22 protein-coding genes and 1 other RNA gene are annotated in these 22374 nt (G+C 62.4%); 13 read left to right on the forward strand and 10 right to left on the reverse strand.

Annotation, left to right across the window (positions count from 1 at the left end):
- The first annotated feature begins 75 nt into the window (after positions 1-75).
- The 6 genes from IB266_RS22910 to IB266_RS22935 all read left to right on the forward strand — a co-directional run bounded on the left by IB266_RS22910 (position 76) and on the right by IB266_RS22935 (position 6287).
- Positions 76-783 carry a FadR/GntR family transcriptional regulator gene (locus tag IB266_RS22910; protein WP_192262573.1) on the forward strand — a complete coding sequence of 236 codons (708 nt, stop codon included), beginning with the start codon at positions 76-78 and terminating at the stop codon, positions 781-783.
- Between the two features lie 121 nt (positions 784-904).
- Complete coding sequence (trxA, locus tag IB266_RS22915) at positions 905-1234, forward strand: thioredoxin TrxA (RefSeq protein ID WP_003206727.1); 330 nt, start codon at positions 905-907, stop codon at positions 1232-1234.
- A 241-nt stretch (positions 1235-1475) separates the two neighbouring features.
- On the forward strand, positions 1476-2735 hold the full coding sequence (rho, locus tag IB266_RS22920) for a transcription termination factor Rho (protein ID WP_003206716.1): 1260 nt from the start codon (positions 1476-1478) through the stop codon (positions 2733-2735).
- Positions 2736-2859: 124 nt separating this feature from the next.
- Positions 2860-4326, forward strand: coding sequence for a 4-hydroxy-3-polyprenylbenzoate decarboxylase (gene ubiD / locus IB266_RS22925; protein ID WP_024619800.1), 1467 nt, complete (start codon positions 2860-2862; stop codon positions 4324-4326).
- The gene (locus IB266_RS22930) at positions 4326-5294 is read left to right on the forward strand and encodes a CDP-6-deoxy-delta-3,4-glucoseen reductase (RefSeq protein ID WP_060740125.1); all 969 of its coding nucleotides are present in this window, start codon (positions 4326-4328) and stop codon (positions 5292-5294) included. The genes ubiD and IB266_RS22930 overlap by 1 nt, the downstream gene beginning before the upstream one ends.
- Positions 5295-5618: 324 nt before the next feature.
- Entirely contained in the window at positions 5619-6287 is a 669-nt protein-coding gene (locus IB266_RS22935; RefSeq protein ID WP_192262575.1) for a gamma-glutamylcyclotransferase, read from the forward strand.
- Here IB266_RS22935 and glpT read toward each other — a convergent pair.
- Together glpT and IB266_RS22945 are read right to left on the reverse strand one after the other, a co-directional pair.
- Entirely contained in the window at positions 6263-7612 is a 1350-nt protein-coding gene (glpT, locus tag IB266_RS22940) for a glycerol-3-phosphate transporter (protein ID WP_192262577.1), read from the reverse strand. The genes IB266_RS22935 and glpT overlap by 25 nt on opposite strands.
- Before the next feature lie 216 nt (positions 7613-7828).
- Positions 7829-8806, reverse strand: a complete 978-nt coding sequence (locus IB266_RS22945) for an NADPH:quinone oxidoreductase family protein (RefSeq protein ID WP_192262579.1) — start codon at positions 8804-8806, stop codon at positions 7829-7831.
- Positions 8807-8956: 150 nt separating this feature from the next.
- On the opposite strand from IB266_RS22945, the gene IB266_RS22950 reads away from it, so the two are divergent.
- Positions 8957-9373: a flagellar basal body-associated protein FliL gene (locus IB266_RS22950; protein ID WP_060743112.1), complete on the forward strand. Its 417-nt coding sequence runs from the start codon at positions 8957-8959 to the stop codon at positions 9371-9373.
- A gap of 62 nt (positions 9374-9435) precedes the next feature.
- Here the strand turns inward: IB266_RS22950 and IB266_RS22955 are convergent, their stop codons facing one another.
- The 4 genes from IB266_RS22955 to IB266_RS22970 form a co-directional block, all read right to left on the reverse strand.
- Complete coding sequence (locus tag IB266_RS22955; protein ID WP_192262581.1) at positions 9436-10554, reverse strand: ABC transporter permease; 1119 nt, start codon at positions 10552-10554, stop codon at positions 9436-9438.
- Positions 10554-13280 carry a ribosome-associated ATPase/putative transporter RbbA gene (rbbA, locus tag IB266_RS22960; RefSeq protein ID WP_192262583.1) on the reverse strand — a complete coding sequence of 909 codons (2727 nt, stop codon included), beginning with the start codon at positions 13278-13280 and terminating at the stop codon, positions 10554-10556. The genes IB266_RS22955 and rbbA overlap by 1 nt, the downstream gene beginning before the upstream one ends.
- Complete coding sequence (locus tag IB266_RS22965; protein WP_192262585.1) at positions 13277-14242, reverse strand: HlyD family secretion protein; 966 nt, start codon at positions 14240-14242, stop codon at positions 13277-13279. Before IB266_RS22965 ends, rbbA begins: the two co-directional genes overlap by 4 nt.
- Positions 14243-14322: 80 nt before the next feature.
- On the reverse strand, positions 14323-14772 hold the full coding sequence (locus IB266_RS22970; RefSeq protein ID WP_192262592.1) for an EVE domain-containing protein: 450 nt from the start codon (positions 14770-14772) through the stop codon (positions 14323-14325).
- 194 nt (positions 14773-14966) lie between these two features.
- Between IB266_RS22970 and IB266_RS22975 the strand changes: the two genes are divergently transcribed.
- On the forward strand, positions 14967-15113 hold the full coding sequence (locus IB266_RS22975; protein ID WP_192262594.1) for a hypothetical protein: 147 nt from the start codon (positions 14967-14969) through the stop codon (positions 15111-15113).
- A gap of 23 nt (positions 15114-15136) precedes the next feature.
- On the opposite strand, the gene IB266_RS22980 is transcribed toward IB266_RS22975, so the two are convergent.
- From IB266_RS22980 to IB266_RS22995, 4 genes are all read right to left on the reverse strand, one after another.
- The gene (locus tag IB266_RS22980) at positions 15137-15754 is read right to left on the reverse strand and encodes a 5-formyltetrahydrofolate cyclo-ligase (RefSeq protein ID WP_103309018.1); all 618 of its coding nucleotides are present in this window, start codon (positions 15752-15754) and stop codon (positions 15137-15139) included.
- Between the two features lie 117 nt (positions 15755-15871).
- Positions 15872-16051, reverse strand: a non-coding RNA gene (gene ssrS, locus IB266_RS22985) — 6S RNA.
- 30 nt (positions 16052-16081) lie between these two features.
- Complete coding sequence (locus IB266_RS22990) at positions 16082-16399, reverse strand: cell division protein ZapA (protein ID WP_039590276.1); 318 nt, start codon at positions 16397-16399, stop codon at positions 16082-16084.
- Positions 16396-16605, reverse strand: coding sequence for a TIGR02449 family protein (locus IB266_RS22995; RefSeq protein ID WP_003177365.1), 210 nt, complete (start codon positions 16603-16605; stop codon positions 16396-16398). Before IB266_RS22995 ends, IB266_RS22990 begins: the two co-directional genes overlap by 4 nt.
- Positions 16606-16735: 130 nt before the next feature.
- Between IB266_RS22995 and IB266_RS23000 the strand changes: the two genes are divergently transcribed.
- From IB266_RS23000 to IB266_RS23020, 5 genes are all read left to right on the forward strand, one after another.
- Positions 16736-17290: a YecA family protein gene (locus tag IB266_RS23000; protein ID WP_060740134.1), complete on the forward strand. Its 555-nt coding sequence runs from the start codon at positions 16736-16738 to the stop codon at positions 17288-17290.
- Between the two features lie 25 nt (positions 17291-17315).
- Positions 17316-18650: a Xaa-Pro aminopeptidase gene (gene pepP, locus IB266_RS23005; RefSeq protein WP_192262596.1), complete on the forward strand. Its 1335-nt coding sequence runs from the start codon at positions 17316-17318 to the stop codon at positions 18648-18650.
- Entirely contained in the window at positions 18647-19834 is a 1188-nt protein-coding gene (ubiH, locus tag IB266_RS23010; protein WP_192262598.1) for a 2-octaprenyl-6-methoxyphenyl hydroxylase, read from the forward strand. The genes pepP and ubiH overlap by 4 nt, the downstream gene beginning before the upstream one ends.
- Positions 19835-19901: 67 nt before the next feature.
- A complete protein-coding gene (locus IB266_RS23015; protein WP_192262650.1) occupies positions 19902-21119 on the forward strand; it encodes a 2-octaprenyl-3-methyl-6-methoxy-1,4-benzoquinol hydroxylase in 1218 nt (405 codons plus the stop codon).
- A 228-nt stretch (positions 21120-21347) separates the two neighbouring features.
- Positions 21348-22352 (forward strand): extracellular solute-binding protein, encoded by a 1005-nt coding sequence (locus IB266_RS23020; protein ID WP_192262600.1) that lies wholly within the window; start codon positions 21348-21350, stop codon positions 22350-22352.
- The last annotated feature ends 22 nt before the right edge of the window (positions 22353-22374 follow it).

The raw sequence follows: 22374 nt of genomic DNA on the forward strand, positions 1-22374 counted from the left end.
TGGGGCACGACTTGCCGGGCGCGGCGAATAGCTTTACAACTAGCCGCTCACTGGCCCGGTTCGTCTGAAAAAATCATGAATTCCATCGCTCGTGCCGTTCCTGAAGTGGCTCTGCAAGCCATCCGCAAACTGATCGTCGATGAAGGCTTCGGCCCAGGCGATGCGTTGCCGTCGCAACGGGACCTGGCGCTGCAACTGGGCGTGAGCCGGGCGTCGTTGCGCGAAGCGCTGTCCTCCCTGAGTGCCTTGGGCATGATCAGCGTGCAGCCGGGCAAGGGGGTGTTCGTGCAGGCGCCGGTAGAGTCCCCGCGCACCGAGTCGGCGCCGGGCTGGCCGTTCGCGGCCCAGGCTTCGCCGGTGGACATCTTCCAGTTGCGCTACGCCCTGGAGGGCTTTGCGGCGGGGTTGGCGGCGGTGACGCTCAGCGCCGATGAACTCGACCGGTTGCAAGACAATGTCGAAGCCATGCGCCGGGAGTTGAAGGTCGGCGATTTTGACGCCGCCGCGCGGCTGGATTTCGAATTCCATCGGCGAATCCTGCTGGCCAGCGGCAACCAGGCGATGCTGAGCATCCTTACCGCCAGCGCCGATATATTCCTGGAAAGCCAGAAACTACCGTTCATCCGGGCGGAGCGGGCGATGGAAACCTGGCAAGAGCACCGCAAGATCCTTCGCGCCCTGGCCCGTCGGGCTTCTGCTGCCGCGCAAAAAGCCATGCAGGAACATGTACGTAACGCTGCGCTGCGTACCGGGATTTCGTTCGTCGCGCCCACGGCTTCATGAGCCGGGTCATACTCAAATACATCTTGCGCCATAGCGAGACTCAATCAACTGCGGCTTCCTGAACCCGGGAAGGGCCGCTATGATGGGCCACGTTTTTTTGCTGATGACCCCGGAGATTTCCATGAGCAGCGATCTGATCAAACACGTTAGCGACGCTAGCTTCGAAGCTGACGTACTCAAGGCCGAAGGCGCGGTACTGGTCGACTATTGGGCTGAGTGGTGCGGTCCCTGCAAAATGATCGCCCCAGTCCTGGACGAGATTGCCGAGACCTACAAGGGCAAGCTGACCGTTGCCAAGCTGAACATCGACGAAAACCAGGAGACTCCGGCCAAGCACGGCGTGCGTGGTATCCCGACCCTGATGCTGTTCAAGAATGGCAACGTCGAAGCCACCAAGGTCGGTGCGTTGTCGAAGTCGCAACTGGCTGCTTTCCTCGACGCCAACATCTAAGCGCCGAATGCCACTGAAAAAGCCCCGCAAATCGCGGGGCTTTTTCGTTATCCGGGGCTAGACGCTTGCAAACCCAGGTGTTACATTCGGCCCCGCACTGGTTTCTCCATTGCCCCCTGCAAGCCGTCGCCGACGCTCTCCTTTCGAATAAGTACGCGATCCTGTCGCCTTCTCTGCGGCGCGGCCTCATTAAGCCAAAAGCTTAATTTCCCCCCTCCATAAATGATTACGTCATTCCTATATGAATCTGACTGAACTCAAGCAAAAGCCGATTACCGAACTGCTCGAATTGGCCGAACAGATGGGCATAGAAAATATGGCCCGTTCGCGCAAGCAGGACGTGATTTTCTCCCTGCTCAAGAAGCACGCGAAAAGCGGCGAGGAAATCTCCGGTGATGGCGTGCTGGAGATTCTCCAGGACGGCTTCGGCTTCCTTCGCTCCGCAGACGCTTCCTATCTCGCCGGTCCAGACGATATCTACGTCTCGCCGAGCCAGATCCGTCGCTTCAACTTGCGCACCGGTGACACCATCGTTGGCAAGATCCGCCCTCCGAAGGAAGGCGAACGTTATTTCGCCCTGCTCAAGGTCGACACGATCAACTTTGACCGTCCGGAAAACGCGAAAAACAAGATTCTCTTCGAGAACCTGACCCCGCTGTTCCCGACCGTGCGCATGAAGATGGAAGCCGGCAACGGTTCCACCGAAGACCTCACCGGTCGTGTCATCGACCTGTGCGCACCCATCGGCAAGGGCCAGCGTGGCCTGATCGTGGCGCCGCCGAAAGCGGGCAAGACGATCATGCTGCAGAACATCGCGGCCAACATCGCCCGTAACAACCCTGAAGTTCACCTGATCGTGTTGCTGATCGACGAACGTCCGGAAGAAGTGACCGAGATGCAGCGCACCGTGCGCGGCGAAGTGGTCGCCTCGACGTTCGACGAGCCGCCAACCCGCCACGTGCAGGTTGCCGAAATGGTGATCGAGAAGGCCAAGCGCCTGGTCGAACACAAGAAAGACGTGGTGATCCTGCTGGACTCCATCACCCGTCTGGCCCGTGCCTACAACACCGTGATCCCGAGCTCCGGCAAGGTGCTGACCGGTGGTGTCGATGCCCATGCGCTGGAAAAACCGAAGCGTTTCTTCGGCGCCGCGCGGAACATCGAGGAAGGCGGTTCGCTGACCATCATCGCCACCGCGCTGGTTGAAACCGGTTCGAAGATGGACGAAGTGATCTACGAGGAATTCAAGGGCACCGGCAACATGGAGCTGCCTCTGGATCGTCGTATCGCCGAGAAGCGTGTCTTCCCGGCCATCAACATCAACCGTTCCGGCACGCGCCGCGAAGAGTTGCTGACCGCCGACGATGAGTTGCAGCGCATGTGGATCCTGCGCAAGCTGCTGCATCCGATGGATGAAGTCGCCGCCATCGAGTTCCTGGTCGACAAGCTGAAGACGACCAAGACCAACGATGAGTTCTTCCTGTCGATGAAACGCAAGTAAATCGCCAAGACAGGCCAGCAAGAGCCGGGGAAACCCGGCTTTTTGCTATCTGTGCATTCACTATTCTGGACGGGCGGCGTTAAACTCGGGCCCCCGAACGCCACGGCCACCATGAGGCTTTTGCATGCAGTATCGCGACTTGCGCGACTTTATCAGCGGGCTGGAACAGCGCGGCGAACTCAAGCGCATCCAGGTGCCGGTGTCTCCTGTCCTGGAAATGACCGAGGTCTGCGACCGCACCCTGCGCGCAAAAGGCCCGGCGCTGTTGTTCGAAAACCCGACGGGTTATGACATTCCGGTGCTGGGGAACCTGTTCGGCACGCCGGAGCGCGTGGCCCTGGGCATGGGTGCCGAAGCCGTCAGCGAATTGCGCGAGATCGGCAAGCTGCTGGCCTTCCTCAAGGAGCCCGAGCCGCCGAAAGGCCTGAAGGATGCTTGGTCCAAGCTGCCGATTTTCCGCAAGATCATTGCCATGGCGCCGAAAGTCGTCAAGGACGCGATCTGCCAGGAAGTGGTCATCGAGGGCGACGACGTCGACCTGGCCATGCTCCCGGTGCAGACCTGCTGGCCGGGCGACGTGGGGCCGCTGATCACCTGGGGCCTGACCGTCACCAAAGGCCCGAACAAGGACCGCCAGAACCTGGGCATCTACCGTCAGCAGGTGATTGGCCGCAACAAGGTCATCATGCGCTGGCTGAGTCATCGCGGCGGTGCATTGGACTACCGTGAGTGGTGTGAGAAACACCCCGGCCAGCCCTTCCCGGTGTCGGTGGCCCTGGGCGCGGACCCGGCGACCATCCTCGGCGCCGTCACGCCCGTGCCCGACAGCCTTTCCGAATACGCGTTCGCCGGCCTGTTGCGGGGCAACCGTACCGAGCTGGTGAAATGCCGTGGCAACGACTTGCAAGTGCCGGCCACCGCCGAGATCATTCTTGAAGGTGTGATCCATCCCGGCGAAATGGCCGATGAAGGTCCGTACGGCGACCACACCGGCTACTACAACGAAGTGGACAGCTTCCCCGTGTTCACCGTCGAGCGCATCACCCATCGGGTCAAGCCGATCTACCACAGCACCTACACCGGCCGTCCACCCGATGAGCCGGCCATTCTCGGGGTGGCGCTGAACGAAGTGTTCGTGCCGATCCTGCAGAAGCAGTTTCCGGAAATCACCGACTTCTACCTGCCGCCGGAAGGTTGTTCGTATCGCATGGCCGTGGTGACCATGAAGAAGTCGTATCCGGGGCATGCCAAGCGCGTGATGCTCGGGGTCTGGTCGTTTTTGCGACAGTTCATGTACACCAAGTTCGTTATCGTCACTGACGACGATATCAACGCACGGGACTGGAACGACGTGATCTGGGCCATCACCACGCGCATGGACCCCAAGCGCGACACGGTGATGATCGAGAATACGCCGATCGACTACCTCGACTTCGCCTCGCCGGTGTCTGGCCTGGGGTCGAAGATGGGACTCGATGCCACGCATAAATGGCCCGGTGAGACCACTCGCGAGTGGGGCCGGGTTATCGTCAAGGATGAAGCCGTTACCCAACGGATCGATGCCATCTGGAATCAGTTAGGAATAGATTGATGCGTGTAACCTTGCAGCCTTCCGGGGCGGTGCTGGAGATACGGCCCGCCGAGCGGATTCTCGATGGCGCGCGGCGCCTGGGCTATGAATGCCCGCAAAGCTGCCGCAACGGCAACTGCCACGTCTGTGGTGCGTTGTTGGTGGAAGGCCGTGTGGAACAGGCGGGCGAGGTGCGCGACCACGGTGAGATCTTCACGTGCATCGCCGAGCCGTTGGAGGATTGCGTGGTGTTGTGGGATGGCGTGCTGTCGCCGGGCGAGCTACCGGTACGCAACCTGGCGTGCCAGGTGATCGAGTGCGCCGACGTGGGCGGCGATGTCTGGCGAGTGCGCCTGCGGGCGCCAGCGGGCAAGCCACCGCGCTATCACGCCGGGCAGTACCTGATGATCGAACGGGAAAACGGCGAAAAATCGGCGTTCTCCCTGGCCTCGGCGCCGCATTCCGGGCGCGAGCTGCAGCTGCATGTGTTGGTGCGCGAAAGCAGTGCACAGGCGCTGCTGGAACAACTGCAACGCAACCCCAGCGTGCGCATCGAAATGCCTTTTGGCGACACGCATTTGTCCGAGTTGCCGGACGGACCGTTGGTGCTGATCGCCGCCGGAACCGGCATGGCGCAGATGCACAGCCTGATCGAGCATTGCCGTGCTGCGGGCTTCAAGCACCCGGTGCACCTGTACTGGGGCGTGCGGCGGCCGGACGATTTCTATGAAATCGAGCATTGGGACGAATGGAAAAAACTGCCGAACCTGTTCCTGCACAAAGTCGTCAGCGACTTGTGCGGCTGGGAAGGTCGCTGCGGGATGCTCCATGAAGCGGTGTGCGAGGACCTCAGCGATCTTTCCGGCGTGCACGTCTACGCCAGCGGCTCGCCGGCCATGATCTACGCCACGCTCGATGCATTGGTCGAAGCCGGCATGGATGCCCACCAGATGCGCGCCGATGTGTTTGCCTATGCGCCGCGGGCTTAGCGGCTGACCTGAAATCTGGATTCATGCGCTTTTGTGATCTGGATCGTGCGCTTTTTGTGGCGAGGGCGCTTGCTCCCGCTCGGTTGCGCAGCAACCGCCTCCTATGCAGTCCAGCGGGAGCAAGCGCCCTCGCGACACAACAGCCCATGTCGACCCATCGATATAACTGCATATATTTCGTTTCGATATTTAGTCTCAAGGCTAGATACCGATAACGTATATAGGGAGTGGATGGCATTTAACTTGCCTTGATCCCTGTGAACGTCAACCCCATGACGAACCCCATTCACTTTCCGACTCGCGAGGAGCCAACCGCTACCGGCCATGACCGCTATCGAATCCGCCATTACCTGTGCCTTGTACCCGCCACGACTCGAGCTGGGGCCGCAGCTGACCCGTGAGCAATTGCTCGCCTCGATGCAATTGACCATGAGTCTCCACCAGGGCGGTCCGGTCTGGCTGTTCGCGTACGGTTCATTGATCTGGCGGCCGGAATGCACGGCGGTGCAGCGCATGCGCGGTCGGGTCCATGGTTATCATCGCGGTTTGTACCTGTGGTCCCATGAGCACCGCGGCACCCCGGAGTTGCCGGGGCTGGTGTTCGGGCTGGATCGCGGCGGTTCGTGCAGCGGGTTCGCCTACCGATTGCCGGAAGAGAATCTCGAGGACTCGCTGTTTGCCCTGTGGCAGCGCGAGATGCCGGTCCCGTCCTATCGTCCGCACTGGCTCAGTTGCCGTCTCGAGGATGGCAGCCGGGTACAAGCCTTGGGTTTTGTGCTGGAGCGGCACCTGCCCAGCTATGCCGGCAACGTGCCGGACCATGTGCTGAGCCAGGTGTTCGAAAGCGCCTGTGGGCGTTACGGCACCACTCGCGATTACGTCGAGCAGACCGTCCACGCCCTGCGCAGCCACGCCATGCCAGACCGGAATCTGGAGGCGCGGCTCAAGCGCTGCAAATCAGCGCTGGATCAGGCGACCGCTTCGCGGCTCTGACTGGCTATTTGCTTGTGCCACAGCGTGGGCGCGAGGAATGCCATTGCCAGCAGGCAGGCGCCGATCAGCAGCACAAAGCCACCGTCCCAGCCGAAATGGTCCACGGTGTAGCCCATGGCGGCGCTGGCCGCGACCGAGCCACCCAGGTAACCAAACAGACCAGTGAAGCCGGCAGCTGTACCGGCGGCTTTCTTCGGTGCCAGTTCCAATGCCTGCAAACCGATCAACATCACCGGGCCGTAGATCAGGAAGCCGATGGAAACCAGGGCGATCATGTCGACGGTCGGGTTGCCGGCCGGGTTCAGCCAGTACACCAGCGTGGCCACGGTCACCAGGGCCATGAACACCATGCCGGTCAGGCCACGGTTGCCACGGAAGATCTTGTCCGACATCCAGCCACACAGCAGCGTGCCGGGAATGCCCGCCCACTCGTAGAAGAAATAGGCCCAGGAACTCTTGTCCACCGTGAAGCCCTTGGCTTCCTTGAGGTAGGTCGGCGCCCAGTCCAGCACGCCGTAGCGCAGCAGGTAGACGAAGACGTTGGCCATGGCGATGTACCAGAGCATTTTGTTGCGCAGCACGTATTTGACGAAAATTTCCTTGGCGCTGAATTCGTTCTCGTGGCTCGCGTCGTAGCCTTCGGGGTAGTCGTTCTTGTATTTCTCGATGGGCGGCAGGCCCACGGATTGCGGCGTGTCACGCATGGTCACGAAGGCAAACACCGCAACGACGAGCGCTACGGCAGCGGGCACATAGAATGCCGCGTGCCAGTCGTTGAACCAACCCATTCCCAGCAGGAACAGCGGGCCGATCAGGCCGCCGCCGACGTTGTGCGCCACGTTCCACACCGAAACCACGCCGCCACGCTCCTTCTGCGACCACCAGTGCACCATGGTCCGTCCGCTTGGCGGCCAACCCATGCCCTGGGCCCAGCCGTTGATGAACAGCAGGATGAACATCATGGTCACGCTGGAGGTTGCCCAGGGTGCGAAACCGAACACGAACATCACCCCCGCCGATACCAACAAGCCGAAGGGCAGGAAGTAGCGCGGGTTGGAGCGGTCGGACACCAGGCCCATCAGGAACTTCGACAGCCCGTAGGCAATGGCGATGGCCGACATGGCCAGGCCCAACTGGCCACGGGTATAGCCCTCGTCGATCAGGTACGGCATGGCCAGGGAGAAGTTCTTGCGCAGCAGGTAATACCCTGCGTAGCCAATGAATATCCCGGCGAAGATCTGCCAGCGAAGGCATCGGTAGGTGCTGTCTATTTTTTCTTCAGGCAATGGGGCCTGATGGGCGGCGGGGCGAAAGAAAGCAAACATTCAAGAGCTCCAGATTTCTTGTTTTGACTGCGGATGCGAATGTTACAGTTTCGTTACCGAAAATAGCATCGGTTCGCATCAACAAAAAAGCAGGAATGTTGGAGATACGGTGTTCTTTTATGAACATGTCGCTCAGGTATAAATGAAGGGCGGTATGGGGATGGCGAAACCGGGTCGCAGGGTTACGGCCCGGTATGAAACAGTTTGGGTAAGCAATCAGCGAACCTGAACCACCACTTTTCCGACTGCCTTGCGTTGGCCAAGATCATTGATGGCTTGTGCCGCGTTGCTCAGCGGGTATACCTGCGACACCAGCGGCTTGAGCTTGCCTTCGGCGAACCAGCCGAACAATTGCTGGAAGTTGGCGGCGTTGTCCTGGGGTTGGCGTTGGGCGAAGGAGCCCCAGAATACGCCCACCACGGCGGCGCCCTTGAGCAGCGCCAGGTTCACCGGCAGTTCGGGGATGCGTCCGCTGGCGAAGCCCACCACCAGCAGCCGGCCGTTCCAGGCGATGGCGCGGATGGCCTGGTCGAACAGGTCGCCACCCACCGGGTCGTAGATCACATCGGCGCCCTGGCCGTCGGTAAGGCGCTTGATTTCATCCTTCAGGCTGGTTTCGCTGTAGTTGATCAGTTCGTCGGCGCCGGCTGCCTTGGCTACGGCAAGTTTCTCCGCTCTGCTGGCGGCGGCGATGACCCGGGCGCCCATGGCCTTGCCGATTTCCACGGCCGCCAGGCCAACGCCACCGGAGGCGCCGAGCACCAGCAAGGTTTCGCCGGGTTGCAGGTTGGCCCGTTGCTTGAGGGCGTGCATCGAGGTGCCATACGTCATGCTGAAGGCGGCGGCGGTGTTGAAGTCCATGGACGCGGGAATCGGCAACACGTTGTAGCCTGGCACCGCCACTTGTTCGGCAAAGCTGCCCCAGCCGGTCAGCGCCATCACCCGGTCGCCGACCTTCAAGTGGCTGACTTTCTCACCCACCTCGCTGACCACGCCCGCCGCTTCGCCACCGGGGGAAAACGGGAAGGGGGGCTTGAATTGATATTTGCCCTCGATGATCAGTGTGTCAGGGAAATTCACCCCGGCGGCGTGCACGTCCAGCAGCACTTCGTTCTTCTTGGCGACGGGGCTGGCGACGTCTTCCAGCACCAGCGATTCGGCGGGGCCGAATTCTTTGCACAGCACGGCTTTCATCAGGGCTATTCCTTTGGGAGTGATGGCCGATAAGTGTAGGTGTGAGAGACAACGGGTCAACGAGCATGCCCCGCCCTGATAGCCGGCCATAAGCTTGTGCTTGAACGGTGGGGCGGTATGCTGGGCCGCAAACCGGATGAGGAGTCAATTGTGAAAGCGCGGATCATGTTGATGCTGGCCCTGTCGTTGCCTGTGGCGGCAATGGCCGAAGAGGCCAAGGAAGCGAAAGAGGGCGAGGCACCGAAAGTCAGTTACATCACCCTCAGCCCGCCATTCGTGGGCAACTATGGCTTGGACGGCACGGCGAAGCTGAAGGTCTACAAGGCCGATGTGGCCCTGCGCGTGACCGGTGACGCGGCCGCTGCGGCGGTCAAGGCCAACGAGCCGCTGATTCGTAACCAATTGGTGGCGTTGTTCGCCCAGCAAACCACCGAGACGATGAACAACCTCGAAGCCAAGGAAAAGCTGCGTCAGGAAGCCTTGAAGCAGACCCAGCAGGTGATGAACGACGAGACCGGCAAGCCGATGGTGGATGATCTGTTGTTCAACAACCTGATCATTCAATAAGTGCTGGCACACAGCCTTGGACAGGGCCTGGGTTTCCAGGGCCTGCCCAAGGCTTTTTTTTATCAAGAGGCCAGGCTTTTACGAAAACGCCCCAGGGCGATAGCGAAGAACGACAGCCCGATGACCGCCAGTGCCAACAGGTCTGGCCAGACCACGCCAACCCCTGCGTCACGGAACAGGATCGCCGCGCTGAGGCTGACGAAATGGGTCGAAGGCGAGCCTTGCATCACCCATTGCAGCCATTGCGGCATGCTGTCCAGCGGAGTGCTGCCGCCGGACAACAACAGCATCGGGATGATCACCGGGATCGACAGCAAGCCGAACTGCGGTGTCGAGCGCGCCAGGGTGGCGAGAAAGATACCCAGGGCGGTGCTGGCGAACAGGTAGAGCGCCGTCACCAGCAGGAACAGCAACATGGAACCGGCCAGCGGCACACCCAGGGCGAACTTGACGATGATCTCCAGCGACACCCAGGTGCACAGCACGACCACCAGCATGTTGCTCCAGATTTTCGCCAGCATGATCTCCAGCGCCGTCAGTGGCAGCACCAGCAAGTGATCGAGGGTGCCGTGCTCGCGCTCGCGCAGCAGTGCGGTTCCGGTCAGGATGATGGCCAGGATGGTGATGTTGTTGACGATCTGGATTACCGCCAGAAACCATCCACCCTCAAGGTTGGTGTTGAACAGCGCGCGGGTGGTCAGCTTCACCGGCGTTTGTTCGCTCGCTTGCGCCTGGCCGCTGTAGGTCAGCAATTCCTGTTGGAAAATCCGCCCAATGTAGCCGGCGCCCATGAATGCCTGGCTCATCGCCGTGGCATCGACGTTGAGCTGCAACGCCGGTTCGCGTCCGGCGAGGAGGTCGGCCTGGAAGTTGGCGGGCACGTTGATGACAAAGGTGTAGCGCCCACTGTCCATGACCTTGTCCAGTTCGGCATAGGGCAGCGCGACCGGGGTTTGAAATTCCGGCGGTTGCAGCACCTGGGCCAGCTGGCGCGAGAGATGGCTCTGGTCTTCATCCACCACCGCCACGCTGGCGTTGTGAACGCCAATCACTGAGCCTGCGGCCGGCATATAGATCGCCACGGTGAAAGCGTAAGCCAAAAACAGCAGCAGGACAGAGTCGTACCGCAAGCTGGTCAGTTCCTTGAGGCCCAGGCGCCAGATGTGTGAAAGCGTGCGCATCAGGCCTCCTGCTTCTTCAGCATGACCAGGCTGAGCCCGGTGAACCCCAGGAAGAACCCGAACAACGCCAGGCATTGCGGCCATAGCTGGCGCAGATCCAGGGCCTTGGTGAAGGTGCCGACGGCGATGTCCAGGAAATGGCCGGCGGGGAACAACTGGCCCATCACTGACGCTGCGCCTTCCAGGGACGAGCGCGGCACGATCAGCCCGGAGAACTGGATGGTCGGCAGGCTGGTGATGATCATGGTGCCGAGGATCGCGGCGATCTGGGTGCGGGTGAACGCCGAGATCAACAAGCCCATGCTGGTGGTCGCCAGCACGTAGAGCAGGCCGCCCAGTGCCAGCGTCAGGCCGCTGCCCTTGAACGGCACGCCGAACAGCCAGCGATTCATGGCCGTCAGCAGGGCCAGGTTGACCAGGCTGATGACCAGGTAGGGGGCCTGTTTACCCAGCAGGAACTCCAGGCGGGTCAGCGGCGTGGCATAGAAGTTGGTGATCGATCCCAGTTCTTTCTCCCGCACGATGCCCAGGGCCGTCAACATGGCGGGAATGAACGCGAGGATCAGTGCCATGACCCCCGGCCCGATGGCATTCACACTGACCACGTCCTGGTTGTAGCGAAACCGGGTTTCCAGCTTGGCCGCGGTGTGCGGGGGGCGCGCCGGGCTGCTCTGTTCGGCCCATTGTTCGAGGTTGGCCAGGTGCACGGCCTCGACGTAGTTGCGACTGGTCTCGGCGCGGAACGGCATGCCGCCGTCCAACCAGGCGCCGACGGTGGGTTGCCGGCCGGCGTACAGGTCGCGACCGAAACCGGGCGGTATTTCCAGGGCCAGCTTGATTTCCGAGCGTTGCAGGCGTCGATGCAGTTCGTTGGCGTCGCGGATAGCCGGTTGCTCTTCGAAATAGCGCGAGCTGCGAAAAGCCTCCAGGTAGGTGCGACTTTGTGGGCTCTGATCCTGGTCGAACACGGCGAAGGCGAGTTTTTCCACGTCCAGGGAGATGCCGTAGCCGAAGATCACCATCATGAACAGGGCACCGAGCAGGGCGAATGCCATTCGCACTTTGTCCCGCAACAGTTCCTTGCCTTCTCGGCTGGCGACGGCCAACAGGCGACCCAGGCTGAGGCCGTGCCGGTCCCGCGGGGTGTCGGCCTGGTCGAGGGCCACGGGGGTGGCGTCTTGCTGTGCCTCGCCCTGGGCCTGTTCCAGGCAGGTGACGAACGCGGCTTCCAGGGTCTGGCCGTTGAACTGCGCCTGCAGGGCCGCTGGCGTGTCGCAGGCCAGGACTTTGCCGGCGTGCATCAGCGAAATACGGTCACAGCGCTGGGCTTCGTTCATGAAGTGCGTGGAGAGGAAAATCGTCACGCCCTGTTCGCGAGACAACTCGATCAGCAGGCGCCAGAAGTCATCCCGGGCGGCCGGATCGACGCCGGAGGTCGGCTCGTCGAGGATCAGCACTTCCGGGCGATGCAGCACCGCCACCGCCAGGGACAAACGCTGGCGCAGGCCCAGGGGCAATGCCCCGGAAGGCTGGTCGGCGAGGTCCTGCAACTTGAAACGTTGGATCAAGTCTTCGATGCGGCTGGTGCTTTCGGTCTTGGGCAGGTCGAACAGTTTCGCGTGCAAGGTCAGGTTCTGGCGCACGCTCAGCTCGCCATACAGCGAGAAGCTCTGGGACATGAAGCCTACCCGTTTGCGAGTGGCGAGGTCCTTGGCGTTGACCGGGTTGCCCAGCAGGCGGGCGCTGCCTTCGCTGGCAGGCATCAGCCCGGTCAGCACTTTCATGGTGGTGGTCTTGCCGCAACCGTTGGAGCCCAGGAAACCGAAAATCTCACCACGACCAATCGCGAAGCTGACGTGATCGACCGCGGTGAAATCACCGAAGCGCAAGGTGAGGTCATGGGCTTCGATGGCAATGTCGGCGGTGCCGTCGCCCCTGGGAGGGATCGTCAGCGGTTCGGCGTCGTGACCGCTGTCGCCCTGGAAATGGGTGAAGGCCGAGTCGAGCTTGCCGTCCGGCGTGACAGCGGCCAGGTCCGCGCTCAATCCCTGGGCGATCAAGCGACCGTTATCGAGCATCAGGCAATGCTCGAATTGTTCGGCTTCTTCCATGTAGGCCGTGGCGACCAGCAGGGTCAGTTGCGGTCGTTGGCGGCGCACGTCTTCTATCAGTTCCCAGAAGCGTCGCCGCGACAGCGGGTCCACGCCAGTGGTGGGTTCGTCGAGAATCAGCAGATCCGGCTCGTGGATCAGTGCGCAACACAGGCCGAGCTTCTGTTTCATGCCGCCGGACAACTTGCCCGCCGGGCGGTCGGCAAAACGCTGCAGGTCGGTCGCCAGCAGCAGCGTGCCCATGCGTTGTTCGCATTCCGCCCGCGATAGTCCGAACAGCGTGCCGAAAAACCGGATGTTCTCGCGTATCGACAGATCAGGATAAAGGTTGCCCCCCAGTCCTTGAGGCATGAAGGCGATACGTCGGTAGAGGGTGTTGCGATGATGCCGGTCCTCGATCGATGCACCCAGTACGTCCAGTTCGCCGTGCTGGAGCTTCTTCACCCCGGCAATCAATCCCAGCAGGCTCGACTTGCCGGCCCCGTCCGGGCCGATCAGGCCGCAGCGAGTACCGGCGGGCAGATGGAAAGCGATGTCGTCCAGGGCGGCATGGGCGCCGTAGCGGTGCTTGAGGCCCGAGGCGCGCAGCGCCGGTTCGCCGCCGCCGGCGTTCATTGCAGGTTGGCCGGCCAGTCGATGGGGGCCGTGCGCAGGTAGCCGGCACCCGGCATGCCGGGTTTGGCCTGGGGCACCTCGCCGGGCCGGGTCAGGCGTACCTTGACGCGGAACACCAGCTTCTGGCGTTCGTCACGGGTTTCGACTTCCTTGGGGGTGAATTGGGATTTTGCCGCGACGAAGCTGATCGTGGCCGGCAGCGGTCGCTCGGGCAGGGCGTCGAGCAGCACGCGTGCTTCGTCGCCGACCGCCAGTTTCCCGGCCACGGAGGCCGGCAGGTAGAGGTTCATGTACTGGTCGTTCGGATCGATCATCAGCAGCACCCGTCCGCCAGCACCCAGCACTTCGCCCGGCTCGGCCAGGCGCAGTTGGATCACGCCGTCGATGGGCGCGCGCAAGCGGCTGTCGTCGATTTCGCTGGTCAGTTGGGCCACCTGGGCGAGGGTCGCGCCGATGGCGGCGTTTGCCGCCGATACCTGGGCCCGGGCCGCATTGACCGCGGCGTTGGCAGTGTCCATGCGGGCCTGCTGTTGGTCGATGACCTGGCCGCTGGCAAAACCACGCTTGAACAGTTCCCGGGTCCGCTGGAGTTCCTGGTGGGCGAGCAATTGTTCGCTCTGGCGCAGCTGTACATTGGCCTCGGTGGCCGCGAGATTTTCCCGGGCCCGCAGTACTTCGGCTTCGGCCTGGTTGCGCTGGGCTTCCAGGGTACGGGTGTCCATGCGCGCCAGTAGCTGGCCTTTGACGACCTTGTCGCCCTCATTGGCAAGCACTTCGGCCAGGCGACCGGGGGTCTTGCTGGCGATCTGAACTTCGGTGGCTTCGAGGCGCCCGTTGCCCATGCTCAGGCCTTCCGGCAGGCGGTCATGTCGGGACTTCCAGTAGCCGAACCCGCCGGCGGCCAACAGGACCGCCAGCAGGGCGAGGGCGAAGAAACGAGAGGTATGAGGGGGCGTCGACATGTCCGGCATCCTGCGGCTGTAGCGTCCAGTTTGCTGGATCCGCTACCGCCCCAGCTTGATATCCATCAATACATGGATGTTCAGCGCAGGGCAATCACTGCCGCCCACTGCTCGGCGGTCACCGGCATCACCGAAAGCCGCGAGCCTTTCTGCACCAGCGGCATTTCCGCCAGGGCGGTCTGTTGCTTGAGGTAGTCGAGCTTGAGGACACGGGGGAAGGTCTCGACATGCGCCACGTCGATCGCGGTCCAGGGGTTTTTATCCGGGCCGGCCTTGGGGTCGAAGTAGGGGCTGTCGGGGTCCAGGGCCGTTGGGTCGGGATAGGCCGCCTGGATGATTTTGCCAATCCCGGCGATGCCTGGCTCGGGGCAACTGGAGTGGTAGAAAAAGAACGTGTCACCCACCGCCATGGCCCGCAGGAAATTGCGCGCCTGGTAGTTGCGAACGCCGTCCCAGCGGGCCTGGCCGAGCTTTTCCAGGCCCTGGATGGACAGTTCGTCGGGCTCGGATTTCATCAGCCAATAGGCCATGATTGCTACTCCTTGGCGGTGTTGAAAAAATAGTTCAGCGATTTTATGACAAACCGACGGTCGGTTGACGCCAGCATTTGCGTGTCGGGGCCGGTTGCCGCAAAATGCCGGCCTTCCAAGCTTGACGCTGCTGCACGGCCAATAAGAAAACCGCTGCTGTCATCGTGTGTGATATGCCTTGAGGGGGGCAATCGATGAAACGCAAACCGGATTTGTTGTGGATCTTGGTCATTCTGTTCGGACTGGGTGTCGTGACCACGGGTTACGCCCAGAGCCTGTGGGCCAACAAGACCGATGCGCCGGTGGATATCACCCAGCCCGCGCCATCGCTCAAACGCTGAACCTGCTTTCCAGGCGCCGCTGATTACCGCGGCGTCAACCCCGCGATATACCATTGCCTGTCGCTGACCGTTCCCTGTAGCGGCACGTCCCAGCTTGCCTGCGCCAATCGTTCGACCTTCTGGCATTCATGGGCCAGCCCCAGCAGCGTTGGCTTGCGCCACTGCTTGCGTCGCGCCAGGTACGCCAGGCTGCGGTCGTAAAAGCCGCCGCCCATGCCCAGTCGACCTCCCGCATCGTCAAACCCCACCAATGGCAACAACACCAGGTCCAACGTCCAGACCTTGCGTTGCCGGGCGATGTTCTTGCGTGGCTCGGGGATGCGAAACCGGTTGGGCTGCATTTTTTCGCCGGGGTGGATGCGCTGGAACACCATCTTGGTCTGCGGCCACGGGCTGAGCACCGGCAGATAGGTGGCCTTGCCCCGGCGCTGGGCCGCGCGCAGCAGCAGGCGCGGGTCGATCTCGCCATCGTTGGGCAGGTACAGGGCGATGTGCTTCGCACGGCGGAACAACGGATGCTGGGCCAGTTGTTTGTACAGCCCGCGGGCGGCTTGCCGTTGCTGGGCGGGCGTCAGGGCGCGACGGGCCTGGCGCAGCAGGCGGCGAAGTTGCGGGCGGGGCAGCAGCGCGGGTTCAGTCATGTCGAGGCTTCACGCAGTGGCGATGCCGTACAGCGTAACCGCAAAACAGGACGCTCAGAAATGCCTGCGCCCGGAAACGACAATGCCAGTCCACATGGACTGGCATTGTCTGGAGTCAGGCTCCCCGGATGAACCGCTGTCGGCTTAGCCCTTGAACCCGAAAGTTCAAGGTGGAAGTTGCAGGAGGCGTTAAGGCTTTCCGTCAAGCGGACATGCACACCGGCCCCAACGTGCAACCCCCGTGGTTGTGCGTATCGGCTCAGGGACATCACCAACTGGCAAGCACCCCAGGGAGTGAGGCGAGTATACCCCAGGCAGCCTCGCGAATCAGCCCTTGCTGACGTCTGGATCGGTGGCGAGCACCAGATCCACCCGATCGAGCAGGTCGCGTACCTGCTCACGGGTCGAGCCACTGACCTGTACGTCCGGCGTATCCTGGCGATGCAGCAGGTCGTGGGTGATGTTCAAGGCGGCCATCACGGCGATGCGGTCGGCGCCGATGACTTTGCCACTGCTGCGGATCTCGCGCATCTTGCCGTCCAGGTAACGGGCGGCGCTCACCAGGTTGCTGCGCTCTTCCTGGGGGCAGATGATCGAATATTCTTTGTCGAGGATCTGCACGGTAACGCTATTGCTTGAACTCATGAGTCTTGCTCCAGGGCCTTGAGGCGCGAAATCATCGATTCGACCTTACGCCGGGCGATTTCGTTTTTTTCAATGAGGTGCGCGCGTTCCTCGCGCCAGGTCTTTTCCTGAGCTAATAGGAGTCCGTTTTGGCTCTTAAGTTGCTCGACCCGGTCAATTAGCAGTTCGAGTCTGGCCATCAGCGCTTGCAGGTCGGTGTCTTCCATTGTGTCCACTGAAGAATGTGTCTGATGGGGGGATGTGGGTCGCACAGCCTCTGATAGTCTTGGCGAGTCTGTCGATGTAGGATACAAGGCCTCCATTCTAGACATAGCGCCGTCTGGCGCCTAGCTGCCCATGCCCATTCAGAATTCCCCGTATCAAGCATTCGCCACCCTGCTGAGCACCAGCGGTCACCCTGTATCGCCTGCCGAACTGCATGGCCTGTTGCTCGGCCGCAGTTGCGCCGGCGCCGGTTTCGATGCCGACGGCTGGTTGGCCGACGCCGCCGAGCTGCTGGAAGGCGAGCCGGCGGACAACGTCCGTAACGCGCTGATCGGCCTGCAGGAAATGGTCAAGGGCGAGTTGACCAGCGACGACATGACCGTCGTCCTGCTGCTGCCCACCGACGACGCCCCCCTGGCCGAACGTGCCGCGGCGCTGGGCCAGTGGTGCCAGGGCTTCCTTGCCGGCTTCGGCCTGACCCGCCGCGAATACGCGCTGAGCGAAGAGGCCAAGGAAGTGCTGCAGGACTTGGCCGCGATCTCCCAGGTCCAGGATGCCCTGGAAGAGTCCGATGACGGCGAAAGCGACTACATGGAAGTGATGGAGTACCTGCGGGTCGCACCATTGCTACTGTTCACAGAGACCAAGAAAACCGATGCAGCGGCCCCCAAGCCGTCCTTGCATTGAATTTCAGAGGGAACCCCGTCTGCCCATGATTCATATCCCGAAATCGGAATACAGCCGTCGCCGCAAGGCCCTGATGGCGCAGATGGAACCCAACAGCATCGCAATCCTGCCCGCCGCCGCCGTTGCGATCCGCAACCGCGACGTCGAACATGTCTACCGCCAGGACAGTGACTTCCAGTACCTCAGCGGCTTCCCCGAGCCGCAAGCGGTGCTGGTGCTGATGCCCGGCCGCGCCCATGGCGAATACATCCTCTTTTGCCGCGAGCGCAACGCCGAACGTGAGTTGTGGGACGGCCTGCGCGCCGGCCAGGAAGGGGCGATCCGTGACTTCGGCGCCGACGACGCGTTTCCCATCACCGACATCGACGACATCCTGCCGGGCCTGATCGAAGGCCGCGACCGGGTGTATTCGGCCATGGGCAGCAACCCTGAATTCGACCGGCACCTGATGGAGTGGATCAACGTGATTCGCTCCAAGGCCCACCTCGGCGCCCAGCCGCCGAACGAATTCGTTGCCCTGGATCACTTGCTGCACGATATGCGCCTGTATAAATCGGCGGCGGAACTGAAGGTCATGCGCGAAGCGGCGCGGATTTCCGCCCAGGCGCACATCCGGGCGATGCAGGCGGCGCGCCCGGGGTTGCACGAGTTCAGCCTGGAGGCCGAGCTCGATTATGAATTCCGCAAGGGCGGGGCGAAGATGCCGGCCTATGGCTCGATCGTCGCGGCGGGGCGCAACAGCTGCATCCTGCACTACCAGCAGAACGATGCGCTGCTCAAGGACGGCGACCTGGTGTTGATCGATGCCGGCTGTGAAATCGACTGCTACGCCAGCGATATCACCCGTACCTGGCCGGTCAGCGGCAAGTTTTCGCCCGAGCAGAAGGCGATCTACGAAGTGGTGCTGGCCGCCCAGGAAGCCGCGTTTGCCCAGATCGCACCGGACAAGCACTGGAACCAGGCCCACGAAGCGACGGTCCGGGTCATAACCGAAGGGTTGGTGCACCTGGGGCTGCTGGAGGGTGAGGTGGACGAGTTGATTGCCAGCGAGGCCTACCGGGCGTTCTACATGCACCGCGCCGGCCATTGGCTGGGCATGGACGTGCATGATGTGGGCGAATACCGGGTTGGCGGCGAGTGGCGGGTCCTGGAAATCGGCATGACGCTGACGGTGGAGCCGGGCATCTATATCAGCCCGAACAACCGCAGCGTCGCGAAAAAATGGCGCGGCATTGGCGTGCGCATCGAGGATGACGTGGTAGTGACCAAAACCGGTTGTGAAATCCTGAGCCGAGGCGTGCCGAAAACGGTCGCCGACATCGAGGCCCTGATGGCCGCCGCCCGGACGCAAGCGGCATGAGCCGGGTCAATCTGGCGATCATTGGTGGTGGCCTGGTCGGCGCGAGCCTGGCGCTGGCCCTGCAGGCCGGTGCCAAGGCCCGGGGCTGGAGGATCATCCTGATCGAGCCCTTCGCCCCCGGCGACGCCTGGCAGCCAAGCTACGATGCCCGGTCTTCGGCGTTGTCCTACGGTGCCCGGCAGATTTATCAACGCTTGGGTGTCTGGCAGGAGATTTCCCGTCGTGCCGAACCGATCAAGCAGATCCATGTGTCCGATCGCGGACGGTTTTCCACGGCGCGGCTGTCGGCCATGGAAGAGGGCGTGCCGGCGCTGGGCTACGTGGTGGAAAACGCCTGGCTCGGCCAGTGCCTGTGGCAAGGCCTGGACCCGGAGGTGGTCAGTTGGCGCTGCCCGGCGCAGGTTACGCGTATGGAGCCACTGGTCGGCGGTTATCGCCTGGCCCTCGACGACGAAACCACCCTGGAGTGCGACCTTGCCGTTCTGGCCGATGGTGGTCGCTCCAGCCTGCGCGAGCAGTTGGGGGTCGGCGTACGCAGTCGTCCCTATGACCAGAGCGCCTTGATCGCCAACATCACCCCCAGCGAAGCCCACAATGGCATGGCCTTCGAACGCTTCACCGATGACGGCCCGATGGCCTTGTTGCCGCTGCCGGAGAATCGTTGCGCGCTGGTCTGGACCCGCCAGGGCATGGACGCGCAACGGCTGGCGGCCCTCGACGAGCGCAGCTTCCTCGCCGAATTGCAGGGTGTGTTCGGTTATCGCCTGGGGACGCTGAAGCAGGTGGGTGTACGGCACCTGTACCCGTTGGCGCTGGTGGAGGCCGAAGAGCAGGTCCGTCCGCACCTGGCGATCCTGGGCAATGCCGCCCACAGCCTGCATCCGATTGCCGGGCAGGGGTTCAACCTGTCCCTGCGCGATGCCCAGGCCCTGGCCGATGCCTTGCTCGACAGCGATCGCGAGCCGGGGGATTTTGCCGTGTTGCAAGCCTACCGCGAGAGCCAGCGCATGGACCAGGCCCTGACCGTGGGCTTCTCCGACCAGGTCACGCGGCTGTTCGGCAGCACCCTGCCGTTGGTGTCCCTGGGCCGCAACCTCGGCTTGCTGGGCCTCGACCTGCTGCCGCCGGCCAAGCGCTGGTTCGCCCGCCAGGCCATGGGGCTGGGGACGCGTCCCGATGCTTGAGGCTGGGGTGGTCATTTCTTTTCATGGGCGACTCATGTCGCCAGCAAAACAGGCTTAGAGCATGGAATTGCGTGCAGATCTGCTGATTGTCGGCGCCGGTATGGTCGGCAGCGCCCTGGCGCTGGCGTTGCAGGGCAGTGGCCTGCAAGTGTTGTTGCTCGACGGCAGCCCGATGAGCGTCAAGCCCTTCGATCCCCAGGCCGCGTTCGAGCCCCGGGTCAGTGCCTTGTCGACGGCCAGCCAGCGGATCCTCGATCGCCTGGGCGTCTGGGAGGGCATCACCACCCGGCGTGCCAGCCCTTACACCGACATGCACGTCTGGGACGGCAGTGGCACCGGGCAGATCCATTTTTCCGCGGCCAGCCTGCATGCCGAGACGCTTGGGCACATCGTTGAAAATCGCGTGGTGCAGGATGCCCTGCTGGACCGCCTGCATGACTGCGACCTGGGCTTGTTGGCCAACGCCCGGCTGGAGCAGATGCGTCGTTCCGGTGACGACTGGCTGCTGACCCTGGCCGATGGCCGCACGTTGCGGGCGCCCCTGGTCATTGCCGCTGATGGCGCGAATTCCGCTGTGCGCCGCCTCACCGGCGTGGCGACGCGCGAATGGGATTACCTGCACCACGCCATCGTCACCAGCGTGCGCAGCACCCGGCCGCATCGGATGACGGCATGGCAGCGCTTCACCGACAACGGCCCACTGGCGTTCCTGCCCCTTGAGCGTGACGGCCAGCACGACTGGTGCTCGATTGTCTGGTCCACCACCCCCGAAGAAGCGCAGCGCTTGATGGCGCTCGATGACAGCGAATTTTGCAACGAATTGGAACGCGCCTTCGAAGGCCAGCTTGGCCCGGTATTGAGCGCCGACCCGCGCCTGTGCGTGCCGCTGCGCCAGCGACATGCCAAGCGCTATGTGGCCGAAGGGCTGGCGTTGATCGGCGACGCGGCCCATACCATCCATCCATTGGCCGGGCAGGGGGTGAACCTGGGCTTCCTCGACGCCGCCGTGCTGGCCGAAGTGCTGTTGCACGCGGCCGGCCGTGGCGAGCGGTTGGCGGACGTGAAGGTGTTGAGCCGCTACGAGCGCCGACGCATGCCCCACAATCTGGCGCTGATGGCGGCGATGGAGGGCTTCGAGCGGTTGTTCCAGGCCGATCCGCTGCCGGTGCGCTGGTTGCGCAACACCGGGCTGAAGCTGGTGGACCGCCTGCCTGAGGCCAAGGCCTTGTTCGTGCGCGAGGCGCTGGGGTTGAGTGGGGATTTGCCGGATTTGGCCAAGGCCTGAGATGTGGGTTGGGGCTTATGGCCTCATCGCGGGCAAGCCTTGCTCCCACAGGTGTGCAATTTGGGACGAGCTTTTGTGGGAGCAAGGCTTGCCCGCGATGGCGGACGCAAAAACACCGCGCATCTCAAAGTTGCAACATTTGGAAATGTGTCCGCCCACTGTTCGATTGAGAAGCCAAATGTGAGTCCTTATCATTTGCGCCTCTTTCGCCATTCAGAGACCGCTATCATGTTGGCAACCAAGCGCCTGCTGTCCGTCCTCGCCTTGACCCTGATCGGCACCACTGCCGCCCAGGCCGCCGATGAGGTGGTGGTCTACTCCTCGCGTATCGATGAACTGATCAAGCCGGTCTTCGATGCCTACACCAAGAAAACCGGCGTCTCGGTAAAGTTCATCACCGACAAGGAAGCGCCGTTGATGCAGCGGATCAAGGCCGAAGGCGAGAACGCCACCGCCGACCTGCTGCTCACCGTCGATGCCGGCAACCTCTGGCAGGCCGAGCAGATGGGCATTCTCCAGCCGTTCACCTCCCCGGTGATCGACGCCAACATCCCGTCCCAATACCGCGCCTCGTCCCACGCCTGGACCGGCTTGAGCTTGCGGGCGCGGACCATTGTCTATTCCACCGACCGGGTTAAACCGGGCGAATTGACCACCTATGAAGCGCTGGCCGGCAAAGAGTGGGAAGGCCGTCTGTGCCTGAGGACCTCGAAAAAGGTCTATAACCAGTCCCTGACCGCCACGCTGATCGAAACCCACGGTGCGGAAAAAACCGAGGAAATCCTCAAGGGCTGGGTCAGGAACCTGTCCACCGACGTGTTCTCCGATGACACCGCATTGCTTGAAGCGATCAATGCTGGCCAGTGCGATGTCGGTATCGTCAACACCTACTACTACGGCCGCCTGCACCAGCAGAAGCCGGACCTGAAGGTGAAGCTGTTCTGGCCGAACCAGGCTGATCGCGGCGTGCACATCAACCTCTCGGGCATTGGCTTGACCAAGCATGCACCGCATCCGGACGCCGCCAAGAAACTGGTGGAGTGGATGACCACGCCAGAAGCGCAAAGCATCTTCGCCGACGTGAACCAGGAATTCCCGGCCAACCCGAAGGTCGAGCCGTCCAAGGAAGTGGCGGCCTGGGGCTCGTTCAAGGCCGACACCTTGCCGGTGGAAGTCGCGGGTAAACGCCAGGCCGAAGCCATTCGCATGATGGATCGCGCTGGCTGGAATTAACCCCAAGCCAGACACGATTCCC

This window comes from Pseudomonas sp. Pdm06, assembly GCF_014851795.1.
Classification (GTDB): Bacteria; Pseudomonadota; Gammaproteobacteria; order Pseudomonadales; family Pseudomonadaceae; genus Aquipseudomonas; species Aquipseudomonas fluorescens_AA.